Annotated in this window: 20 protein-coding genes and 1 pseudogene; 12 read left to right on the top strand and 9 right to left on the bottom strand. The window is 51.4% G+C overall.

Translation table 11 applies throughout. The features are described 5' to 3' along the window. The first annotated feature begins 47 nt into the window (after positions 1–47). The 5 genes and pseudogenes from F6R98_RS18145 to F6R98_RS22225 all read left to right on the top strand — a co-directional run. Positions 48–275: a GNAT family protein gene (locus F6R98_RS18145; protein WP_153250269.1), complete on the top strand. Its 228-nt coding sequence runs from the start codon at positions 48–50 to the stop codon at positions 273–275. 57 nt (positions 276–332) lie between these two features. After that, on the top strand, positions 333–644 hold the full coding sequence (locus F6R98_RS18140) for a type II toxin-antitoxin system death-on-curing family toxin (protein ID WP_228124952.1): 312 nt from the start codon (positions 333–335) through the stop codon (positions 642–644). Between the two features lie 187 nt (positions 645–831). Beyond that, positions 832–2,013 (top strand): antiviral reverse transcriptase Drt3a, encoded by a 1,182-nt coding sequence (gene drt3a / locus F6R98_RS18135; RefSeq protein ID WP_153250268.1) that lies wholly within the window; start codon positions 832–834, stop codon positions 2,011–2,013. Then, a complete protein-coding gene (gene drt3b, locus F6R98_RS18130) occupies positions 2,006–3,943 on the top strand; it encodes an antiviral reverse transcriptase Drt3b (protein WP_153250267.1) in 1,938 nt (645 codons plus the stop codon). Before drt3a ends, drt3b begins: the two co-directional genes overlap by 8 nt. 198 nt (positions 3,944–4,141) lie before the next feature. Beyond that, positions 4,142–4,349 (top strand): annotated as a pseudogene (locus F6R98_RS22225) (transposase domain-containing protein); the annotation flags it as partial. Positions 4,350–4,666: 317 nt separating this feature from the next. Here F6R98_RS22225 and vapC read toward each other — a convergent pair. Both vapC and F6R98_RS18120 read right to left on the bottom strand, forming a co-directional pair. Then, a complete protein-coding gene (vapC, locus tag F6R98_RS18125) occupies positions 4,667–5,074 on the bottom strand; it encodes a type II toxin-antitoxin system tRNA(fMet)-specific endonuclease VapC (protein WP_153250266.1) in 408 nt (135 codons plus the stop codon). Further along, entirely contained in the window at positions 5,074–5,304 is a 231-nt protein-coding gene (locus F6R98_RS18120) for an antitoxin (RefSeq protein ID WP_153250265.1), read from the bottom strand. The genes vapC and F6R98_RS18120 overlap by 1 nt, the downstream gene beginning before the upstream one ends. Positions 5,305–5,471: 167 nt before the next feature. Here F6R98_RS18120 and F6R98_RS18115 point away from each other — a divergent pair, with 167 nt between their 5' ends. Next, complete coding sequence (locus F6R98_RS18115; protein ID WP_153250264.1) at positions 5,472–5,942, top strand: GNAT family N-acetyltransferase; 471 nt, start codon at positions 5,472–5,474, stop codon at positions 5,940–5,942. A gap of 56 nt (positions 5,943–5,998) precedes the next feature. On the opposite strand, the gene F6R98_RS18110 is transcribed toward F6R98_RS18115, so the two are convergent. Further along, a complete protein-coding gene (locus tag F6R98_RS18110; protein WP_153250263.1) occupies positions 5,999–6,187 on the bottom strand; it encodes a hypothetical protein in 189 nt (62 codons plus the stop codon). Positions 6,188–6,434: 247 nt separating this feature from the next. Between F6R98_RS18110 and F6R98_RS22220 the strand changes: the two genes are divergently transcribed. The 3 genes from F6R98_RS22220 to F6R98_RS18100 are packed head-to-tail and all read left to right on the top strand — an operon-like array spanning position 6,435 to position 6,986. After that, entirely contained in the window at positions 6,435–6,581 is a 147-nt protein-coding gene (locus F6R98_RS22220) for a BrnT family toxin (protein ID WP_228124951.1), read from the top strand. A gap of 8 nt (positions 6,582–6,589) precedes the next feature. Further along, positions 6,590–6,721 (top strand): BrnT family toxin, encoded by a 132-nt coding sequence (locus F6R98_RS22900; RefSeq protein ID WP_407079257.1) that lies wholly within the window; start codon positions 6,590–6,592, stop codon positions 6,719–6,721. After that, positions 6,693–6,986, top strand: a complete 294-nt coding sequence (locus F6R98_RS18100) for a BrnA antitoxin family protein (RefSeq protein ID WP_153250262.1) — start codon at positions 6,693–6,695, stop codon at positions 6,984–6,986. Before F6R98_RS22900 ends, F6R98_RS18100 begins: the two co-directional genes overlap by 29 nt. Before the next feature lie 303 nt (positions 6,987–7,289). Here the strand turns inward: F6R98_RS18100 and pdxR are convergent, their stop codons facing one another. Continuing rightward, positions 7,290–8,837: a MocR-like pyridoxine biosynthesis transcription factor PdxR gene (gene pdxR / locus F6R98_RS18090; RefSeq protein WP_153250260.1), complete on the bottom strand. Its 1,548-nt coding sequence runs from the start codon at positions 8,835–8,837 to the stop codon at positions 7,290–7,292. 116 nt (positions 8,838–8,953) lie between these two features. On the opposite strand from pdxR, the gene F6R98_RS18085 reads away from it, so the two are divergent. Genes F6R98_RS18085 through F6R98_RS18075 form a run of 3 tightly spaced genes read left to right on the top strand, consistent with a single transcriptional unit; the run spans position 8,954 to position 10,476 of the window. Beyond that, positions 8,954–9,415, top strand: coding sequence for a carboxymuconolactone decarboxylase family protein (locus tag F6R98_RS18085; protein WP_153250259.1), 462 nt, complete (start codon positions 8,954–8,956; stop codon positions 9,413–9,415). After that, entirely contained in the window at positions 9,357–9,845 is a 489-nt protein-coding gene (locus F6R98_RS18080) for a GNAT family N-acetyltransferase (protein WP_228124950.1), read from the top strand. Before F6R98_RS18085 ends, F6R98_RS18080 begins: the two co-directional genes overlap by 59 nt. Then, complete coding sequence (locus tag F6R98_RS18075; protein ID WP_153250258.1) at positions 9,838–10,476, top strand: FMN-dependent NADH-azoreductase; 639 nt, start codon at positions 9,838–9,840, stop codon at positions 10,474–10,476. The genes F6R98_RS18080 and F6R98_RS18075 overlap by 8 nt, the downstream gene beginning before the upstream one ends. Before the next feature lie 433 nt (positions 10,477–10,909). Here F6R98_RS18075 and F6R98_RS18070 read toward each other — a convergent pair whose 3' ends face one another. From F6R98_RS18070 to F6R98_RS18050, 5 genes are all read right to left on the bottom strand, one after another. Next, a complete protein-coding gene (locus tag F6R98_RS18070; protein ID WP_228124949.1) occupies positions 10,910–11,125 on the bottom strand; it encodes a PIN domain-containing protein in 216 nt (71 codons plus the stop codon). Continuing rightward, positions 11,125–11,361 carry a ribbon-helix-helix domain-containing protein gene (locus F6R98_RS18065; RefSeq protein WP_153250257.1) on the bottom strand — a complete coding sequence of 79 codons (237 nt, stop codon included), beginning with the start codon at positions 11,359–11,361 and terminating at the stop codon, positions 11,125–11,127. Before F6R98_RS18065 ends, F6R98_RS18070 begins: the two co-directional genes overlap by 1 nt. A 112-nt stretch (positions 11,362–11,473) precedes the next feature. Beyond that, the gene (hrpA, locus tag F6R98_RS18060) at positions 11,474–15,364 is read right to left on the bottom strand and encodes an ATP-dependent RNA helicase HrpA (protein ID WP_228124948.1); all 3,891 of its coding nucleotides are present in this window, start codon (positions 15,362–15,364) and stop codon (positions 11,474–11,476) included. 83 nt (positions 15,365–15,447) lie between these two features. Beyond that, a complete protein-coding gene (locus F6R98_RS18055; RefSeq protein ID WP_153250256.1) occupies positions 15,448–15,780 on the bottom strand; it encodes a hypothetical protein in 333 nt (110 codons plus the stop codon). A gap of 277 nt (positions 15,781–16,057) precedes the next feature. Continuing rightward, complete coding sequence (locus F6R98_RS18050; RefSeq protein WP_153250255.1) at positions 16,058–18,145, bottom strand: multicopper oxidase family protein; 2,088 nt, start codon at positions 18,143–18,145, stop codon at positions 16,058–16,060. Positions 18,146–18,496 lie beyond the last annotated feature (351 nt).

Here is an 18,496-nt window from a genome sequence, read left to right as displayed (position 1 = left end):
ATTTATCATGATAGGTTGGCGGCTGGAAAACCATAAGGGAAGGCGTCATGTCTCAAGTCCGTGAAAAATTTGCCACACAAGTCAATAGAGAAATTCTGGCAGCGGTACGCGCCTTGGCAGAACAAGAGGGGCGGCAGCTTCAAGCGCTTGTGGATGAAGCATTGGCTGATCTGCTGGAAAAACGAAAGCAGGCGCGTCCCCGTCCAGATGTCATGGCGGCTTACCTGGAAAGCCATGCGAAATACAGCGACCTTTATCAGAAGCTCGCGCAATGACCGATTACCTGACGTTATCGGAAGTTCTCGCTATTCATGAAGACCAAATCGAGCGCTATGGCGGCACCGCCGGTATTCGTGATGCCGGACTGCTGGAAGCCGCTTTATATCGCCCCCAAACCGGATCACGCCGACCTGATTGAAGAGGCGGCCGCGCTTTGGGAGAGCCTGGCTCAAAACCATCCCTTTTTGGACGGCAACAAGCGAACTGCTTTTGCGGTAATGTATACCTTCCTGGCTGTTAACGGTGTGACATTCACCGCGAGCGCCGAGGAAACTTACGCGTTCATCGCTGGTTTATATGAAAAAGGTGCTTTTCATTTTGATGCGCTGGCGCTCTGGCTTTGCCGGAATACGGTGCGTAGCTAACCGAGCTGATTAACTTACTGGAAAACGGCTGGCGTCCAGCCCTTTTGGTCGAAAATGATAGGTGCAACTTATCTAGACCCTATTTGTTCCTTGGTTGCTATTGCAGCTTATGGGTAATCAAGTAAAACTATAAGGATTTTAGGCGGATATTACCCTTGGTGCCAACTCTAAGTGATAGACTGAACCAATGCTGAAACAGGTTTTTGATAGAGAACAACTTTCTAAAGCACTTACATCATCAGACGTTTGGCAATGGGATTTATTGTCTGTTTATGGTGATGTCGAAACAGCCGTAGATCACACAGTTCAGTACTGGAAGTCATATAACAATGCCTTATCATCACTAGAGACAAGGACAGTAAAGAGCAAGCCAGTTTTTATCGCGGCGAATATGGAAGATTATTTTGCAATCAAGCTGCTCGATCGGTTTGTTCGACGAATTTATAAAGTTAGGCAGTCAGATCGTAATCGAATAGTCAGACAGCTAATAACGCTACTAAAAGACGCTGGCAACTATCACGTCCTTCGACTAGATGTCAAAGATTGCTATGAATCCATAAGATTTGAATATCTCATCAATAGGTTCGAAGATGATATGATTCTCGCCCCTGAATGTATCAAGTTACTTAACGGAATTTATAGTGATCTTTCGAGTAATCATGATATGCATGGTTTGCCGAGAGGGTTGTCAATAAGTCCAACACTTGCAGAGCTTTATTTAGAATCGTTAGATAATAAGGTGGCATCATACCCTGATGTGATATATAGCGCAAGATATGTTGATGATGTTATTATTCTAACGCCAGCAGGTAAGGAAAGTGGCGTACAAACTTATGTTGAAGGCCTCATGAATGAAATGGGGATCAGTCTCAATATAAATCCCGGCAAGTACTATAGCAAGCCTTCAAACTCAGCAGAGTTTGATTACTTAGGCTATGCGATCAAGGTGGCACCTGAAAATAATAAGCCAAACAAAGTAACTTTGAAAATCTCTCGGTCGAAGTTAAATAAAATTAAATCTCGAATAGCAATCAGTTTTTGTGATCATAAAAAGAAAAACAATATATCCCTTCTAAAAAGAAGGCTTGAATATCTTTGTATGCTGAAAATAGTACGCAAGGGTAAGAACGGAGATTTGTTAGCAGGCATTGCTCATAACTATCAGTATGTGACTGATGGCTTTGAGTGTTTAAAATCTCTTGATGCTTTTCTCTGTCAACAATTGGCCAACCCTCGATTTGGACTCAACCAACAAGAGAAAGATAAAATCAAGAAAATATCAATGTATGGAAATGCAAGAAAACGGAATATAGGGAAATTTAGCAAGAAGCAAACAGCTCAAATAATGCAGGTTTGGCAAAATGTCTGACATTATTAAAGTCGATACTAATGACAAGTTAAGAACGTTGCTAACCGATGTTCTTCCCTATGAACTACCTTTATGGTTCTCTAATTTCACAATGTATCAACGGTTTAGTACGCCAGCGCATGCTAATGCGTATAAGGCTATTTCGGCTCTAGATTTTGAAAGTAAAACTGGAGTCTATATTCCTTTGGACTACCTTGTATGTCGAGGCGGTAAAAATACGTCACGCGCAATATCAATCATGCACCCGGTAGCTCAGTTGAAAGTTTGTGATTTTTATAATGAATACGATGATCTAATCGAATATTACTGTACAAAATCAAAATACTCTTTAAGACACCCTTATAGAAAATCAACCAACTTCTATGGTAAAACCCAAGAAGGATCAAAGCTAACTGATGGTGTTGAAAGCGCAGACGAAGAACGAATTGTTTCAAGCTCCTATTTTAAATACAAAAAGTATCCTTTTCTATATCGTTTTTTCGAGTCTTATGAGTATCACAAACTGGAAAAGCAGTTTCACAGCATGCTTCAGGTTGATGTATCCAAGTGCTTTCCCAGTATCTATACGCATTCAATTGGTTGGGCTGTAAAAAATAAGCGATTGGCAAAAGCTAAATCAAAGGGAAGTTTTGATGGGGAATTCGACAGCTTAATGCAACTCACAAATTATCGTGAGACTAACGGTATTATCGTAGGGCCTGAAGTAAGTCGGATTTTTGCAGAAATTATTTTACAGAAAATCGATTTAAACCTGGTCGAGAAAATGAGTCAGAAAAACCGTCATATTTCGAAAGACTATGACTTTAGGCGCTATGTCGATGATTATTTTGTTTTCTTTCGCTCTGAAGAAGTGAAAACAGTTTTCATAAAAGCCCTGAAATCATGTCTATTGGAATATAAGATGTATTTGAATGAAGCAAAAACAACAATAGCTTCAAGGCCTTTTGCAACTGAGATATCCTTGGCTAAACACGCATTAAGCCATGCTATTGGTGAATACTACAGTTCACGTTATAATGAAAAAGACACAGATTTAGAATCCATTGCTCAGTTAACAAAGCCAAGCTCTAAAGCCAATAAGACAATATCTGAAATCAAAATGGCTTTGGCTAATCATAAAGTTGAGTACAGCTCAATTTCAAACTATCTGTTTAGTGCAATTACAAAGCGAATGCTTATGTACTTGTCAAAGGTAGCAGAAATTGATACAAAAGAAGAGTTTCATTTAAATTGGCTGTTAGTTGATTTGGATGTGCTGTTTTTTGTTCATGCAATGGATATTCGGATAAGGCCAACAGATAGATTGGCGCGATTAATTCACGATCTGCTTGAAAGAACTTCGGATTGGTCGGAAAGCCATAAAGAAATAATTCACAATAAAATTTTCAACCATGTTAAGCAAGCAATAAATATAGTTATTAATCATGCGAATGACATGATTGGGCTTGAGACATTAAACCTCTTGACTATTTTGACAATGCTACCATCAAAATATCAACTGCCGGAGAATAAACTGAAAGAGTATTTTGGTAGCTTGGAGAAGCATTCAGAAACCAATGATTTCTATTTTCGTTGGATAACATTCATGCTATATATAAAGAAGAAGCCCGGGTATGAGCAACTACGAGATGATCTGGTTAAAGCAGCTGATGATTACTTGTTGAAAAGCGACGATATGTTTATAGCTTCTGAATACTTTATGTTCTACTTTGATTATCTGGCTTGCCCATACATTGATGGGGCAGTGAGAAAAAATATGATAGAAAACGTTAAAAAAATTACCTTTGATAGCAAACAAAATCCAGTACAATTCAATGTGGATACGCAAAGCCGAATAGCGCTTAATGAAGATTTTATTGTTAGCTGGAGAGACCCAGAATATTTAAAAAATAGCTTAGAGAAAAAAGAGTATATTTTCTCTTACAACTAGTTTATGTCGCCTGCCTCCGTAGGTTTCTGCACTCACTTCGGTGTTTGTAAGGGCTTTGGGAAACCTTAGCCACACACACGATGGGAGGTAGGCGGCGCCCAATAATTCCGATAGTGACGTGATGGCGCTGCTTGATGATAAGGCGGAACTTAAATAAGAGTAAGCGCCCAGCCGACCCGTCTATATAAAAACTAGCATCTGTTCGCCGGTTCCGAGCGCGGCGGTCAACGCGTCTCTGCAATACAAACTTTACTGGGCACCGCCAAACTCAATGGGCTTAATCCGCCCGGCGTAATGATTAAAAGACACGCTGGAAAAACTCCCTGTCTGGCCCAACAGCCGTATAGACGAGTTGCTGCCGTTTGCTGTTGCGGATATTGAACAGCAGCCGGCATCGCTGGAATAGATGGTAGCGTTACGCGCTTACTAAAGAGGAAGCGAATAGGGTCAGAATAAATTGATCCAAGACGCCCGTTGCTTCACTTTTTATAGCTGAAAGTACTACCGAAAGTGACGCCACGAAAAGGGCTGCGGGTAAGGTTGGCGAGACCGTCTGCGGCAGGGATGTCGCAGTCGAGCCTCCAGGGATGGATTCACGGCGTGTCTCGACAGCCTTACCCGCAGACCCAAGGCCGAATAAGTACAAACAGCCGTAGTATAAGGTCTGTTGAAATAATACCCCCAATATCCACAAACCGAGACGCACTGAAAAAAATAATCGAATCAAACGCTCCAGTTCTCGACCTTTAAACCATCGACACGCGTAAATTCCCGCTCATTATGGGTGACCAAAATCCATCCCTCGGCGCGGGCATGTGCAGCCAGCCACAAGTCGTTGTTGCCGATGATTTGCCCGTTGCGTTGCAAAGCAGTCCTAATCTGTCCATAGTGTTCCGCTACGGTTTCCGTCAGCTCCGCAATTTGCATCATCGCAGCCAACTGGCTGATCACCCCCAGCGCGCGTTCGCGATACTGGCTCTTTTCTGCGCCGAAACGCAGCTCGCCCAGGGTAATCACCGACATAGCCAACTCATCTGCCGCGTGAAGGGCAAAACGTTCCCGCACCTGCGGAGGGTTGTGTTTGGCGATGTAAATACAAATATTGGTGTCCAGCAGATAACGCACCGCCATCAGAAGCTATCTCTATGCTGCGGCGGCATATCTCCGCGACCCTGCTCAAGAAAGTCGTCCGGCAGACTGCTCAACGCTTCGAAAATCGCCAGCGCATTGTCGGCCTGTTCACGCAGTACAATTTCGTTGCCGCGCCGAAAAATCTCCACCTTGCCTGTTTTAAAACGAAATTCCTTAGGTAAGCGGACTGCCTGACTATTGCCCGATTGAAACACGCGTGCGTATGCCATGGTATGCCTCCTTTGTATGATATACGAAAAGTATATACTTATTTAAGGGTGTCAGAAATACAAAAACCAACAGGCCGCGTTCTGTAAAATGACATGCCCCCCAAAAAATGCCAAGCCACATTTTGCATATTCGAACCAGGCTTTAGCTTGCAGTGAAGGAGTATCGCGTGACACATCCCAATCCCGGTTTTCAGATCCTGCTGGAATCGGCCAAACAACAAGACATACCGGTCCTGTTACCCTTGGTCCGGCAGTTTTATCATCATTTCGGGTATCCCTATCACGAAGCGCAGAAAACCGATGCCCTGATGCATTTTATCCAGGACGAATCGCGGGGGCGTTTGTTGATCGTTAAGAATAACGGAAATGCGATCGGGTATGTCTTGATCGCTTTTTGCTTCAGCCTTGAGTTCGATGGCGTCATCGCATTTGTCGATGAGTTGTTTATCGAACCTTCGAGCAGGCAAAAAAGAGCCGGTTCCCAAGTACTTGAGCAGGTGGAAAAACTATGCGGCAGTCTGGGTATGAAGGCTGTGCGGCTCGAATCGGAAGCCGATAACAGCAGGGCAACAGCGCTTTATGCGCGGACAGGCTACCATGACCACAAGCGTCGTTTAATGACGAAGCGGTTTAACTAGACTCTATGCTTCTTGTGACCGCGCATTGGGCGTGCGGAGTCGGTAAACGCGGTTTGTCATGCAAACAGCTTGAATATCCATGGCATAACCTCTGCGGCGAATATGAATCCCATCATCCATTTCACGATGGTTAAATCGGACCTGATGGGTGCGTGTTCAATCTGCAAATCTTTTTTGGTGAGTGGATCAGCTTCAGATTGCACATCGCGAAACGCTTCGGCAATGGCTTTCTGCCTGTTTGGCATCTACGCCGGATGATTCCAGCTTTTTAACAAACGTCAATGTGTCGAATGTGATCATAGCTATGGAAGTGTACCTCGTAGCCCTAGTTTACAACATTAGACAAACACCCGTTTCCGATTCATTTTTTACGACCATGGTTTTAAATACTTCCAATCAGCCTACACCAGCGGTCAGATTACGCCGGCTAGACACTGAGGATTACATGCCTGATTGCTTGGCTATATGCACAATCGTGCATATTATGCCGTCATGCATATAATCTTCGATCCCGAGAGAGCCGCCGCTAATCCGATCAATCATGAGGGCGTTACCTTTGACGAGGCTAAGCCGGTGTTGCTCGACCCTTACGCGCTGACGCGCGAGGATAGGGTGCCGATGGTGAGCAGCGTTTTGTAACGCTGGGCATGGGCGCAAAAGGGCGCATTTTGATTGTGGTGTGGACGCTGCGCAAGGATAGCATCCGCTTGATTTCCGCATGGAAGGCCAACCAACCCCAAAGAAAACGCTATGAACAACAATTCCGATCCGCTCTATAACCAATATGCCGACATGGACTTCGGCGATGCCAAGCCGGTCGTTGAAGTCCCGGCGCTGGCGCAACTTCAAGCCGAACAGGGCGGAAAGACGCGCATCACGATGCGGGTTGATAACGTTACGCTGGCCATCTTTAAGGCGCGCGCCGAAAAGAGCGGCGGCAATTACCAAACATTAATGAATGAGGCGCTACGACAGTTTGCCGAAGGGCAGACCTTGGCCGATGTGATAAGGGATACGATTCGCCAGGAACTGCATCGCGCTTAGTCAACGCCGGTGCCGCCGCTCCAGGCTGGAAAACGGCGCATGCCCAGTGTGAAGAACATCGGAAAGCCGTGTGCGTTAATAGCGCATGCACGGTTTGATGAGGGAGGGCAGGAGCAACTGACTAAGGCAGGGCTAATGAGACACCGCCAAACGAAAGAGACGGAAACAGTTAGGCTCGGCCTACGGAATGTGGAATCCTATTCTCTACTTATTTGCTCTTCTGCAGTTCCTGTCGCTTTTGAGGGCTGAAACGGATGCGCGGCTCTACCAGCAAAGTCCGCCCGTATTAACGCCAACACAGATTCAGCATATGATCGGCCGGGCGGTCGAAATGTTTCTTGTGGGAGCTTCGTTTCGAAACGCTGAACTGGAGCCCTGATATTCCGCAAGGATTTTACTCATCTGCTGAACACCGCTGACAATCTGTTCCGGCGTGAATGCTGAAAACCCCAACACTAACCCATTGCGTGGCTTGCGCTCGATGCCGTAAAACGATAATGGACGCGCTTCGATGCCGCATTGTTTCAAGCGCCAGGATACCTCGACATCATCGAAATTTTCCGGCAGAAAGGCGCAGGCATCGAGTCCGGTGGATATGGGGCAAACGTCGAGCAACCCATCAAGCTGCTCATCGCAGGCAGATGTAAACGCTTCGGCGCGTTCTTGATAGATCAGCTTCATGCGGCGCAAATGTCTGGCGTAGTGGCCTTCGGCAATAAATTCGCACAGCACGGTTTGGGCTTCCAGACCGACATGGCGGCAGGTCAGGCTCATTGCCGACGCAAACGGTTTTTGCAGCCATTCCGGTAACAGCACATACGCTAAACGGATACTGGGAAACAGCAGTTTGCTGAAGGTACCCATGTAGATCACCCGGTCGGTGGAATCGAGACTTTTGATCGGCGCAACCGGCGTACTGTTAAACCTGAATTCACCGTCATAATCGTCTTCCAGAATGGTCGCTTGATGCTGCTCGGCCCATTCCAGCAGTGCTATTCTCCGTTCCAGACTCAGTGCAGGACCAATTGGCGATTGATGGGCGGAAGTCACATAGGCCAGCTTGGCATGTGCAACCATTTGGATTGGCGCCTGGATGTCCATGCCGTTTGCGTCAACAGGTACGGCAATCACCTGGGCGCCAACTGCTGAAAACAAGGCTTTCGCGCCGGGATAACCGGGGTCTTCCATCCACACCGTATCGCCCGGATCGAGCAGCAAACGTATACACAAATCCAAAGCTTGCTGGGCGCTGTTGGTAATGACCACTTGCTCCGCCGTGCAACGAATACGCTGCGTATAACGCAGATGTTCCGCAATCGAAGCACGCAACGGCAGATAACCGGCCGGATCTGCATAACCCATGCTGCGAGGACGCAAGGCATTTGCACGTTTCGAGACAATGCGGTTCCAGATGCTCAATGGAAAGTGCCCGTAGTCCGGCTGGTTGGGTTTGAACGGAACGGGAGCCGGTTCTTCAGCACCATAAAAAAACGGGCTGTCCGCCAATACCTTGCCCATTCTGGATAACCGGCCTTTTAGCGAAACTGCGGCGCGGTTTTGTGGAGCAGGTGCGCTATCCAGATTATCCGGCAATTTGGCTGAGACAAACGTGCCTTTGCCGGTATGGGACTCAATATAGCCTTCCGCCAATAATTGTTCATAACCCAAAACCACCATGCTGCGAGAAACACCGTAGTGTTTGGCAAAATCCCGGGTAGTGGGCAGTCTGGCCCTGGGTTTCAAACGGCCACTCAAAATGGCCAGGCGTATCTCGCTGTAAACCCAATCTTTGATCGAGCATTGTGCCGGTTTCGTTGCAATGGAAAGTTCAAGCTGTTCTGCTTGTCTCATGACCTGCTTACAGTAAATTGGTCTGGTTGTTTTTTAACTTATTGGTATTTTTGTTAAACCATTTCATTGGTGATAATAGCATCCAGCTCGCCATATAAACAACACAGGAGTTGCAAATGACCAAACGCTTCAGCTATCAAACCAGTGGCTATCAGGCCATGTACGGTTTACATCAATACGTTCAGGATTGCGGGCTCGACCACGGCTTGCTCGAACTGATACGGTTGCGCATCTCACAAATCAACGGCTGCGCTTATTGCATCAATATGCATGCGCCATTGGCGCAACAGAACGGCATATCCATCGTCAAGATCCATCTGGTGGCGGCCTGGAAGGAAGCCAATGTGTTTTCCGAGCGGGAACTTGCTGCTTTGGCTTGGGCAGAGGCGGTCACGGCGCTAAGGGATGCCGAAGTGCCGGAGTCCGTCTATCGGTTGGCTAAAGTGCAATTCAGTGAAAACGAATTATCCGACCTGACGCTTGCAGTGGCCGAAATGAATGCCTGGAACCGGTTGATGATTGCATCGAGAACGCCGCCGGAAATCAGGCAGGAGGAATCCAATGATGCAATCTATTGACGAGATTATTGAAAACGATGACATCGTAGCGGTTTACCAACTGATGAGCATACTTCGCCCCCATTTGCCGGATGCGGCGGCATTTGCGGCCCGGGTGCAGCGGCAAGCTCAAGCCGGTTATCGTTTGGCGGGATTCCGACATGACCGGCAATGGCAGGGCCTGATTGGGTTTCGTCTGGGCGAAAACCTGCTGTATGGCAAATTTTTGTATGTGGATGATCTTGTGGTTGAACCATCCAGCCAAAACGGTGGTATCGGAAAAAGCCTGATCGAATATGTCAGAAAATATGCGCTGACGGTTGATTGTGCAAATTTGGTGCTCGATACCGGTTTGTACATGCCTTATGCCCAGCGGTTTTATTATCGGCAAGGCTTATTAGCCAAAGGCATGCGCTTTGTAGAAAGCCTCAATGGAGTAAACAATGCCTAGGATTTTAGTTGTGAACGGCAGTCCGCATGTATACGCAAGCTCCGGTTGGTCGGTCGTGGAATTTCTATTGGCGCAAATTCATGTCCTGTGGCCAACTGCCGAAGCCGTACACCGACTGTTGTCTGCGCCGGAAATGATCTTGCCTTCGGCGGCATACGCCACAGCTGTGCAGGATCGAGCCGCTGACGATAGTCCGGCATTTGAGTTATCCGAAATCCTGATTGGTGAACTGGAGTCCTGCGACTTGCTGATCATTGCCACGCCGATACATAACTTTACGGTTCCAGCCGCGCTGAAAGCCTGGATCGACTATGTATTGCGGATTAACCGTACCTTTGATGCTACGCCGACCGGAAAAATTGGAAGGCTAAACGATCGTCCGGTTTTTGTTGTGGTCACATCCGGCGGCTTTCATCAGGGTGAACGGGCCAGTCAAGCGGATTTCCTCAGCGACTATTTGCGTTGTGCATTGCAGACGGTTGGCCTCAAATCAATACAATTTGTTTATCTGCAAGGCATGGCATATGGAGAGGGTGCCGCAAGCCTGGCAATCAACGCAGGTATTGAGCGCATTCGATCATTGCTTCCGGCGTTATTGCAACAACAGGAGCGAAGCCGGACGGGCGTATAACGGTTTGCAATCGTCCGTTGCGATTGTTCCATTACAGTGATACAGCCAAGTTGAGACGGATTACTTCTTTATCGGCTGTGCGGCTCGAATCGGAAGCCGATAACAGCAGGGGGCAACAGCGCTTTATGCACGGACAGGCTACCACGACCACAAGCGTCGTTTAATGACGAAGCGGTTATAAGCTGAACGCGTTGCGATCAATGCGGCAGAGTAAGCTGATCGATCCAATGATGCTCCACAGCCTGACAGGCCGCCTCGATAACGGCGTCGGAGAGATGAACCCGCGTATCGCTAGTCCAGCAAAGCTCCCCGCAGATCGTACAGCAGACTGCACCGTTTAGCTTCGACCAGCAAACTCGCCGTGTCTTTTAAAAGAGTCGTCAGGGGCATCTGCTTCATCGGTGATGATCAGGTTTTTCAGTATGATGGCGCGCTACAGGTTATTGACCATGACGCCGACTTTAGAGGGCTGAAGTACCGCCTGCAGCTTGGGGTAGCGGCTGGCGCGGCGGATTTCATCCAGCTGTAGTTGTGACGAGACAACTTCGAAACGGCGCGGCGCGCCAAGCGCGGTCAATAACGTCGGGAGCTCTCCATGAGGTGAAATCAGCGCGCTTAACAGAATGTTGGTATCGAGTACCACGCGCATCAGTGCTGTTTAGCCCATTGCAGGGCTTCATCCACCATGTCGGATAACTCGGCTTCGCTGAATTTGGCGTTGGCGGTCTTGGCCTGTTCGGCGGTCAACTCCAGTATATGGGCCTGTACGGCTTCTTCTATGAAACGGGAGAGATCGCCTTTGCCGCCGCCCTGATTGGCAAGAAACAGGCGTAGCGATTGATCGGTCTCGGCGGAGACGGAGACATTCCAGCGGATGGTGCTCATGGTTGTTTGTCTTCGTTAAAATTGTGATTTATGCGTTTATACGCCCCAATAGTACAAGAATGCAATCCGCTGAGCGCTTCACTTTTCCGTCCCTGCGCGCGGTGTTTATCCATCAAGCCTTCAACCTCTTCTCCCAAGCCTCCTTGATCCGCTTGGCCGAAATCGGATACGCGGTTTTCAGCGACTGCGCGAACAGCGAAACGCGGAACTCTTCCAGCATCCAGCGGAAGTCATCGCGCTCCGGCGGCGTGGTTTTCTTGCCTTGCGCGATTCTGTCCCAAAAAGCCTTCCAATAGGGCAGCAGTTCCTGCAACAGTTTCTGATCGCGTTGCGGATCTTGCGGCGCTTTTTCCATCCTGAACGCCAAGGCTTTCAGATAACGCGGAATTTCCTTCAACGCGCGGTAAGGCGTATGCGTTAAAAAGCCGCGATAGAGCAACAGCGATAATTGCTGCCGGATGTCGGAGCTGGCGGCGACGGGGAGTTTGCTCATTTTCGCCGACAGCGCCGCATATTGCGTCAGATTGTCGCCGATGCTGGCGGCTACCGCGTTGCCGGTTGGCACCAGCTCCGAGCGTACTTCCGCCAGTCGTGCGTTGAAAGCGCTCTCGCTACGGATATCCTCCGCGCCTTCCACGAACAGCGTCGCCATGATGCGATCCAGCGTGTCGTCGCGCAGATCGGCTTCGCGTATGTTTTCATCCTTGCGGTACGGATGCGCCGGAAGCTGCCGGTAAGCCAGTTCGCTCGCGGGCGTGAACGGCAGGTTTTTGCGCAGGTATTTCAGCTCCTTGTTCATCGCCAGACGGAACAGCCTGACCAATCCCTGCTCATGACTGGCGCGCGCGGCGGCTGCGGTGTCGAAGATGCGCAGGCCTACGGTTTCGCCTTCGTCGATCAGCGCCGGGTAGCCTTGCACCTGCTGGGTTTGCACCTGCGGCGCGATGTCGCCGAATTCCCAACTGCGGCAGCCGCTCAGCGACAGCACGTCTGCGGCGATGGCGGTGAAGCTTTGCACGCCGAGTTGGGCGTGCTTGCATTTGAGCTGTTCCAGATCGCGTGAACGGTCGATGACCACGCTGTTTTCATCGAGTACGGCGTAATTCATGCGCAAATGCAGCGTCAAACCTTCCTCGCTCCAGGCGTCGTTCGGTATGTTCACGCCGGTTATCGCGTGCAGCGCTTTTCCCAATGCGCGCGTCAGAATAGGCTCTTTCGGGTCGATGCGCTGCAGTGCCTGCGCGGCATAATCCGGCACCGGCACGAAATGCTTGCGCAGGGTTTTCGGCAGATTCTTGATCAGCGCCGCAACTTTTTCCGCCAACAGGCCGGGTACCAGCCAGTCGAACGATGTGCGGGTCAGCGGATTCAGTTGATGCAGCGGAATCAGCGCGGTAACGCCGTCGTCCTCGTTGCCGGGCTCGAAGCGGTATTCGAGACGGATGGGAATATCGCCCACCTGGCATTGATCGGGAAAATCCCGATCGCTGACCGTTTGCTCCGCGTTGCGCGCGATGTCCTGCTGCGCCATAAATAAAAAGCGCGGATTGCTCTTTTCGATCTTGCGTCGCCACGATTCGAAGGTCACGCCGCTGTTGATGTCTGCCGGGATGCGTTCATCGTAGAACTGATAAATCGCCTCCTCGTCCGCCATCAAATCGACGCGGCGGCCTTTTTGCTGCAGGTAATCCGCTTCCTCCAGCAGTTGCCGGTTATGCACGAAAAACGGCGCACGGCTGTCGTAATCCATGGTCACCAGCGCCGAGCGGATGAACAGCTGGCGCGCCGCGACCGGATCGATGTTTTCATACGGCACGCGGCGTCCGTTAACCAGCGTCAGGCCGTACAGCGTGGTGCGTTCGAACACCGCGACGCGCGCGGCTTTTTTCTCCCAGTGCGGATCGTGATAATGGCGCTTCAGCAAATGCTGCGCACAGGCTTCCACCCATTCCGGCTCGATTTTGGCGACCATGCGCCCGTAGACTTTCGAGGTTTCCACCTGTTCCGCCGCCATGATCCATTTCGGGCGCGCCTTGAACAACGCCGAACCGGGGAATATCTGGAACTTCAGCCCGCGCGCGCCGAGATATTCGTTTTGTTCCTGACGGAAACCGATATTGCCGAGCAGACCGCACAGCAGCGGACGATGAATTTCGAAATATTCCGAAGGCGCCTGGTTAAAGCGCAGACTCAGCTCGCCGCGTGCGACTTGCAGGATTTGCTGGTGGATTTCCTCCCATTCGCGCATGCGCAGATAAGAGATGAAACTGTCCTGGCAATATTTGCGCAGCTTGTTGTTGGACAGATCGTGTTTCTGCTTCTCGAAATCCTGCCACAGCTTGAGCAGCCCTAAAAAGTCCGAGCGCTCGTCCTTGAAGCGGGCATGTTTCTGATCGGCGGCCTGCTGGCGGTCGGCGGGGCGTTCGCGCGGGTCTTGCAGACTGAGCGCAGAGACGATGATCGACACTTCGGTCAGGCTGTTTTCTTCCGACGCAGCAAGCAGCATGCGCGCCAGACGCGGGTCGACCGGAAGGCGCGACAGCTTGCGTCCGAGTTCGGTCAGTTTGCGCCCGGCGTCTATCGCGTTGATTTCCTGCAGGGTCTTGACGGCGTCGCGCACCATGCGCTCGTCCGGCGGCTCGATAAACGGAAAATCGGACAGCTCGCCCAGGCCCAGCGCCTTCATTTGCAGCATCACCGCCGCCAGATTGGTGCGGAGTATTTCCGGGTCGGTGAATTCCGGGCGGGCCAGATAATCTTCTTCGCTGTACAGCCTGATGCAGATGCCCGGCCCCAGACGCCCGCAGCGGCCCGAGCGCTGATTGGCCGAGGCTTGCGAAATGCGTTCTATCGGCAGGCGCTGCAGTTTGCTGCGGTGGCTGTAACGGCTGATGCGCGCGTAGCCGGTGTCGATCACCGCGCGGATGCCCGGCACCGTCAGCGAAGTTTCCGCGACGTTGGTGGCGAGCACGATGCGGCGTTTTTTGCCGGGCTTGAATACGCGCTCCTGCTCGGAGCCGGAGAGGCGCGAGTACAGCGGCAGAATCTCGGTGTCGGCGGGGTGGTGCTTGCGCAAGGCTTCGGCGGTCTCGCGGATTTCGCGCTCGCCGCTCAGGAAGATCAGGATATCGCCCGGCGCTTCGCGGTACAGCTCGTCCACAGCGAACAGAATTTCGCGCTGTTCGACCGCTTCGGTTTCGTCTTCCTCGTCGGTCTGCACCGGACGGTAGCGGATATCGACCGGATAGGTGCGCCCGGAAACCTCGATAATCGGCGCATCGAAGAAATGACGCGAAAAGCGTTGCGGGTCGATGGTGGCCGAGGTCACGACTACCTTCAAGTCGGGACGGCGCGGCAGCAGCCAGCGCAGATAGCCGAGCAGAAAGTCGATGTTCAGGCTGCGTTCGTGCGCCTCGTCGACAATCAGCGTGTCGTATTGATCGAGAAAGCGGTCCTGCTGGGTTTCGGCGAGCAGGATGCCGTCGGTCATCAGCTTGATCAGGCTGTCGGGGCGGGTGTGATCGTTGAAGCGGACCTTGTAACCCACGCCTGCGCCCAGCGGCTGTTTCAGTTCGTCGGCGATGCGCGACGCCACCGCGCGCGCGGCGATACGGCGCGGCTGGGTATGACCGATGTAACCGCTCAGGCCGCGTCCCGCTTCCAGGCATATCTTCGGCAACTGTGTGGTCTTGCCGGAACCGGTTTCGCCGCAGACGATCACCACCTGATGCGCGCGCACCGCCGCCAGAATTTCATCCTTGCGCTCGCTGACCGGCAGTTCTTCGGCGTAGTTCAGCGCCGGGATGCTGAGCTTGCGGGCTTCGTATTGCTCGACGGAGGCAGAAACGCGCGTTTGCAACGATGTCCATTGCGCTTCGTCCAGGCTGTTGCCTTTGCGGAGGTCGACGCTGAATCTTTCCAGGGTTTTGCGCAGCCGAAGCTGCTCGCGGCGCATGCAGTGGGTTAGCTGCTGTTCCAGTTCGTTTAATGCGGATTTGTCCAAAGTATGAGGCTCAATTTACGGGCGGAGTCTAGCGGGGCGGTTATGCGGGTTCGAATAAGGCAATATCTACCATCGGGTAGTGTTTACGGTTGTTTGTCCACAACGGGCAACGGTTTCCTGCTGTTTTTTAGCAGATGGATAACGATATCGGTATCCAGTATCAGCCGCTCAGGCATCATCGCTGTCGGATCTGAGTAGTCGGCTGTTTTTACGCAGTTCTCGAATGAAATTTTCCGGTTCGATGCCGGCAAAGCTTTCCAGCGGATTGATGCGTTCGAAAAACGCTCTGGCGTCAGCGCGACAGCATCTTGCTGGATGTCTTTTTCCTGGGAGCGGCGTATGAGCCCGGAAATGCTCACGCCGACATTGCGCGACCGCGTCTTGAGCTTTTCATACAGGCCGTCCCGCAGATACATCGGGGTGCGGTGCAGGGTTGCCCACCCTTGCTATTCAATATATACATACATTATAGAAGAAATGGCAGGGCGTGTCATGGCGACCGCTTTTGGGCTGAAATGGCTTGAATGGAGCACGTAACTCAATGAAATAACCCTTACTTTCCTTTGAGTAATTTAACGGTACGACAAAAACAACGTACGTCAATAATAACGTACGTTTTTGCTTTGTGGGTCGTCAGTAGAAACGGTAATGATCGACAGAACGCGTCATGCTTCGAAAATACCGCACTCAGGTTCAAGACACTTCGAAATGCAGCATCATGCCCATATCCTCATGCTCCACCAGATGGCAGTGATAAGGGTAACGGCCGCTATAACCGGGCGGGAAGTACACCAGCAGCTCAAGCAGCTCGTTGGACTGGATGCGTACCGTGTCGTGCCGCGCTTCGTTGTCGAAGGTGTTGGCATGGCTGACCGGCACAAAGCCGTTGCTGGTCGGATTGAGTACAAAACGCCGTTGCACTACGAAGTTGACCAGATGCATATGAAACGGATGCATATCCGGTACGGCCGGGCCGCCTTGGGTAATGATTGCCGCGCTCAGCGGTTGCTGGTTGCCGATATTGGCGACATACCAGCGTTCGTAACTGCCCGCGGCGGGTTTGATAGAGGAGGGCTGCAATGCAGGATAATGCGGATTTTGCGGCGATATGGTCTGGTTTTCAGTTTTCGGGTCGAAAAACGTCGCGCGCGCCACTTTGTAATTCTGGCCGGCTACCGGATTGCCGGGCGCCGGGTTGGCGCTGGTCAGATCCACATAGAAAGGTATGGCGAAGGGCGCGCCGCCGCCGGTCGCCTGCATTTCCCATATCTGCGTATCCTGCCAGTCCACTCCGCTGTAGGGACTGGCGCCGTTTAGCTGCGAAGTGTTGTTCATCAGCAGCACCAGACGGTTGCGGGCGACTGTTTTGCCTGCCGGCAAGGTCAGGAGCTTGCCGTCCCAGAAAAAACCGTCCTCGTCGGCATGCGCATGAAGAATTTGATCGAGTTTGGCCCGGTCCAGCGCGGCGGCCTTAACCTTCGGGTCGTCTTTCAGACAGAATTGCAGGATATTGGCTTGTTTGATGCCGGTTATCGATGCGAGCGGGGTGCGGTCGTACGCGTCGGAGGGAACGGGTTTTAAAATCGAAGCCGCAACGTAGGCAGGGCTGGCCGAGGTATTGATATCGTTTTCGGTTTGAAAGATCGCTTCCGGCCAGTCGCCGTTGTGCAGGCTGTTTACCGCCAGATTCACCAGCCGCAGTTTGCCGGTCACGGCAGGGTCGACGCCGGTCAAATCCAGCAGCAGGTCCAGTCTTTCGCCGGGCGCAAGCAGGATATAGTCGGTGGCCGCCAGCGTTTTGCTGACGGGGAGCAGACCGCCGTCGTTGCCGATGACCGTTAGTAAATCGCTGTGCCAGACTTCGGGTTGCGACGGTATCGGGGTGGAAGCCCAGGGATTGGGATCGATCAGCGCCAGCGCATAGGTGCGGGCATTGGAGCCGTTCAGCACTCTCAGGCGATAGACTTTCCGGCTCAGTTCGTGATGCGGCCAGGCGCGGCCGTTAACGAAGATGGTTTCGCCGAGAAATTCCGGACGATCGAACGTCTTGTCCGCAGGGTTTACCGGCCTGCCGGTCAGATAGTCCACGCAGCAGTAGTCGCAATCCACCATGCGATCCTGTATCACCAGCGGTATTTCCTGGGCAGCGCCGCCGATCAGATCGAAGAGGGAGGCGTCGGATTCGTCGCGAACAAAATACAGCCCGGCCAAGCCTGCATAGACCTGCGGCCCGGTGTTGTCCATGCCGTGGTCATGGAACCACAACATGCAGGCGCGCTGATCGTTGGGGTAATGGTACGTGGCTGAGGTTGGAAAGCCGTAGGGGTTGCAGGGGAAGCTTAGCGGCGTCAGCGGCCAACCGTCCGCACCAGGCAGCACCTTGGCGCCGTGCAAGTGGGCGACCGTGCCGACGGAACCGTTCATGCCCGGCATCATATAATCCATTGGCACCGGGTTGATCGGCGGAGACTGTAAATAACCCGGATTTCCCATGTCCGGCATACCCTGCATGCTGCCGCTGGACAGGTCGTTGTTCCAGTGTACATTTAACGGCGCGTTACGGTTCACATTGAGAATCGGGCCGAGGTTGACAGGCAACAAGCCGTGTCCGTCTTCTTTGGAGCCCTTGCGAATGTAGCGCCAGACATTGTCCATCGGCGGATCGTTGTTGGGGTTGTCCGAAAGTTTGGCTTTTCGGACATGTATGTGAATGTCGACAGTTTCGTCTTTTTTAGCGTTATAAATATCAAACTCGCCGATCGGTAAGTGGTTCTGAAACATGCTGTCTCCGTAAGGTTGGATGAAAACGCAATCGATGAATCGCTGATTGAAACCGGTTTCTTTCTTTCACTCGCGCAAGAGACGAGTAACGCTTTGAACGGAGCTAAAATTACGAAAGACGTTTTTTATAGCTCCTGGCTTTTGGATTATAGGCGTGCGGTTTCTCGAAGTAAGCTGTCAGATTTGACAGGACTTTAGCGTTTTATTGCGGTAGATCGGCAATTGCCGGAATGTTTGGATGAATTGGGCGTGCGCAGGCCGGCCTCGAATGTCGCTGTGGAATGTAGTCAACGGGCAGCGGTTCCGTAGCCATTGGCGGCCGGCAGATGGTTTTCCAGGGATAATTCTTCC

The organism is Candidatus Methylospira mobilis (assembly GCF_009498235.1).
GTDB lineage: Bacteria > Pseudomonadota > Gammaproteobacteria > Methylococcales > Methylococcaceae > Methylospira > Methylospira mobilis.
This window is presented reverse-complemented; position numbering and strand designations above follow the sequence as displayed.

Coding starts and splice junctions, on each gene's coding strand:
- F6R98_RS18055 (WP_153250256.1), bottom strand. CDS start 15,780: ATGTATCTGCGGGACGGCCTGTATGAAAAGCTCAAGACGCGGTCGCGC.
- F6R98_RS18100 (WP_153250262.1), top strand. CDS start 6,693: ATGAACAACAATTCCGATCCGCTCTATAACCAATATGCCGACATGGAC.
- F6R98_RS18110 (WP_153250263.1), bottom strand. CDS start 6,187: ATGCCAAACAGGCAGAAAGCCATTGCCGAAGCGTTTCGCGATGTGCAA.
- F6R98_RS22220 (WP_228124951.1), top strand. CDS start 6,435: ATGCATATAATCTTCGATCCCGAGAGAGCCGCCGCTAATCCGATCAAT.
- F6R98_RS18140 (WP_228124952.1), top strand. CDS start 333: ATGGCGGCACCGCCGGTATTCGTGATGCCGGACTGCTGGAAGCCGCTT.
- F6R98_RS18075 (WP_153250258.1), top strand. CDS start 9,838: ATGCCTAGGATTTTAGTTGTGAACGGCAGTCCGCATGTATACGCAAGC.
- drt3a (WP_153250268.1), top strand. CDS start 832: ATGCTGAAACAGGTTTTTGATAGAGAACAACTTTCTAAAGCACTTACA.
- pdxR (WP_153250260.1), bottom strand. CDS start 8,837: ATGAGACAAGCAGAACAGCTTGAACTTTCCATTGCAACGAAACCGGCA.
- F6R98_RS22900 (WP_407079257.1), top strand. CDS start 6,590: ATGGGCGCAAAAGGGCGCATTTTGATTGTGGTGTGGACGCTGCGCAAG.
- F6R98_RS18070 (WP_228124949.1), bottom strand. CDS start 11,125: ATGCGCGTGGTACTCGATACCAACATTCTGTTAAGCGCGCTGATTTCA.
- F6R98_RS18050 (WP_153250255.1), bottom strand. CDS start 18,145: ATGTTTCAGAACCACTTACCGATCGGCGAGTTTGATATTTATAACGCT.
- F6R98_RS18145 (WP_153250269.1), top strand. CDS start 48: ATGTCTCAAGTCCGTGAAAAATTTGCCACACAAGTCAATAGAGAAATT.
- F6R98_RS18120 (WP_153250265.1), bottom strand. CDS start 5,304: ATGGCATACGCACGCGTGTTTCAATCGGGCAATAGTCAGGCAGTCCGC.
- F6R98_RS18085 (WP_153250259.1), top strand. CDS start 8,954: ATGACCAAACGCTTCAGCTATCAAACCAGTGGCTATCAGGCCATGTAC.
- vapC (WP_153250266.1), bottom strand. CDS start 5,074: ATGGCGGTGCGTTATCTGCTGGACACCAATATTTGTATTTACATCGCC.
- F6R98_RS18065 (WP_153250257.1), bottom strand. CDS start 11,361: ATGAGCACCATCCGCTGGAATGTCTCCGTCTCCGCCGAGACCGATCAA.
- drt3b (WP_153250267.1), top strand. CDS start 2,006: ATGTCTGACATTATTAAAGTCGATACTAATGACAAGTTAAGAACGTTG.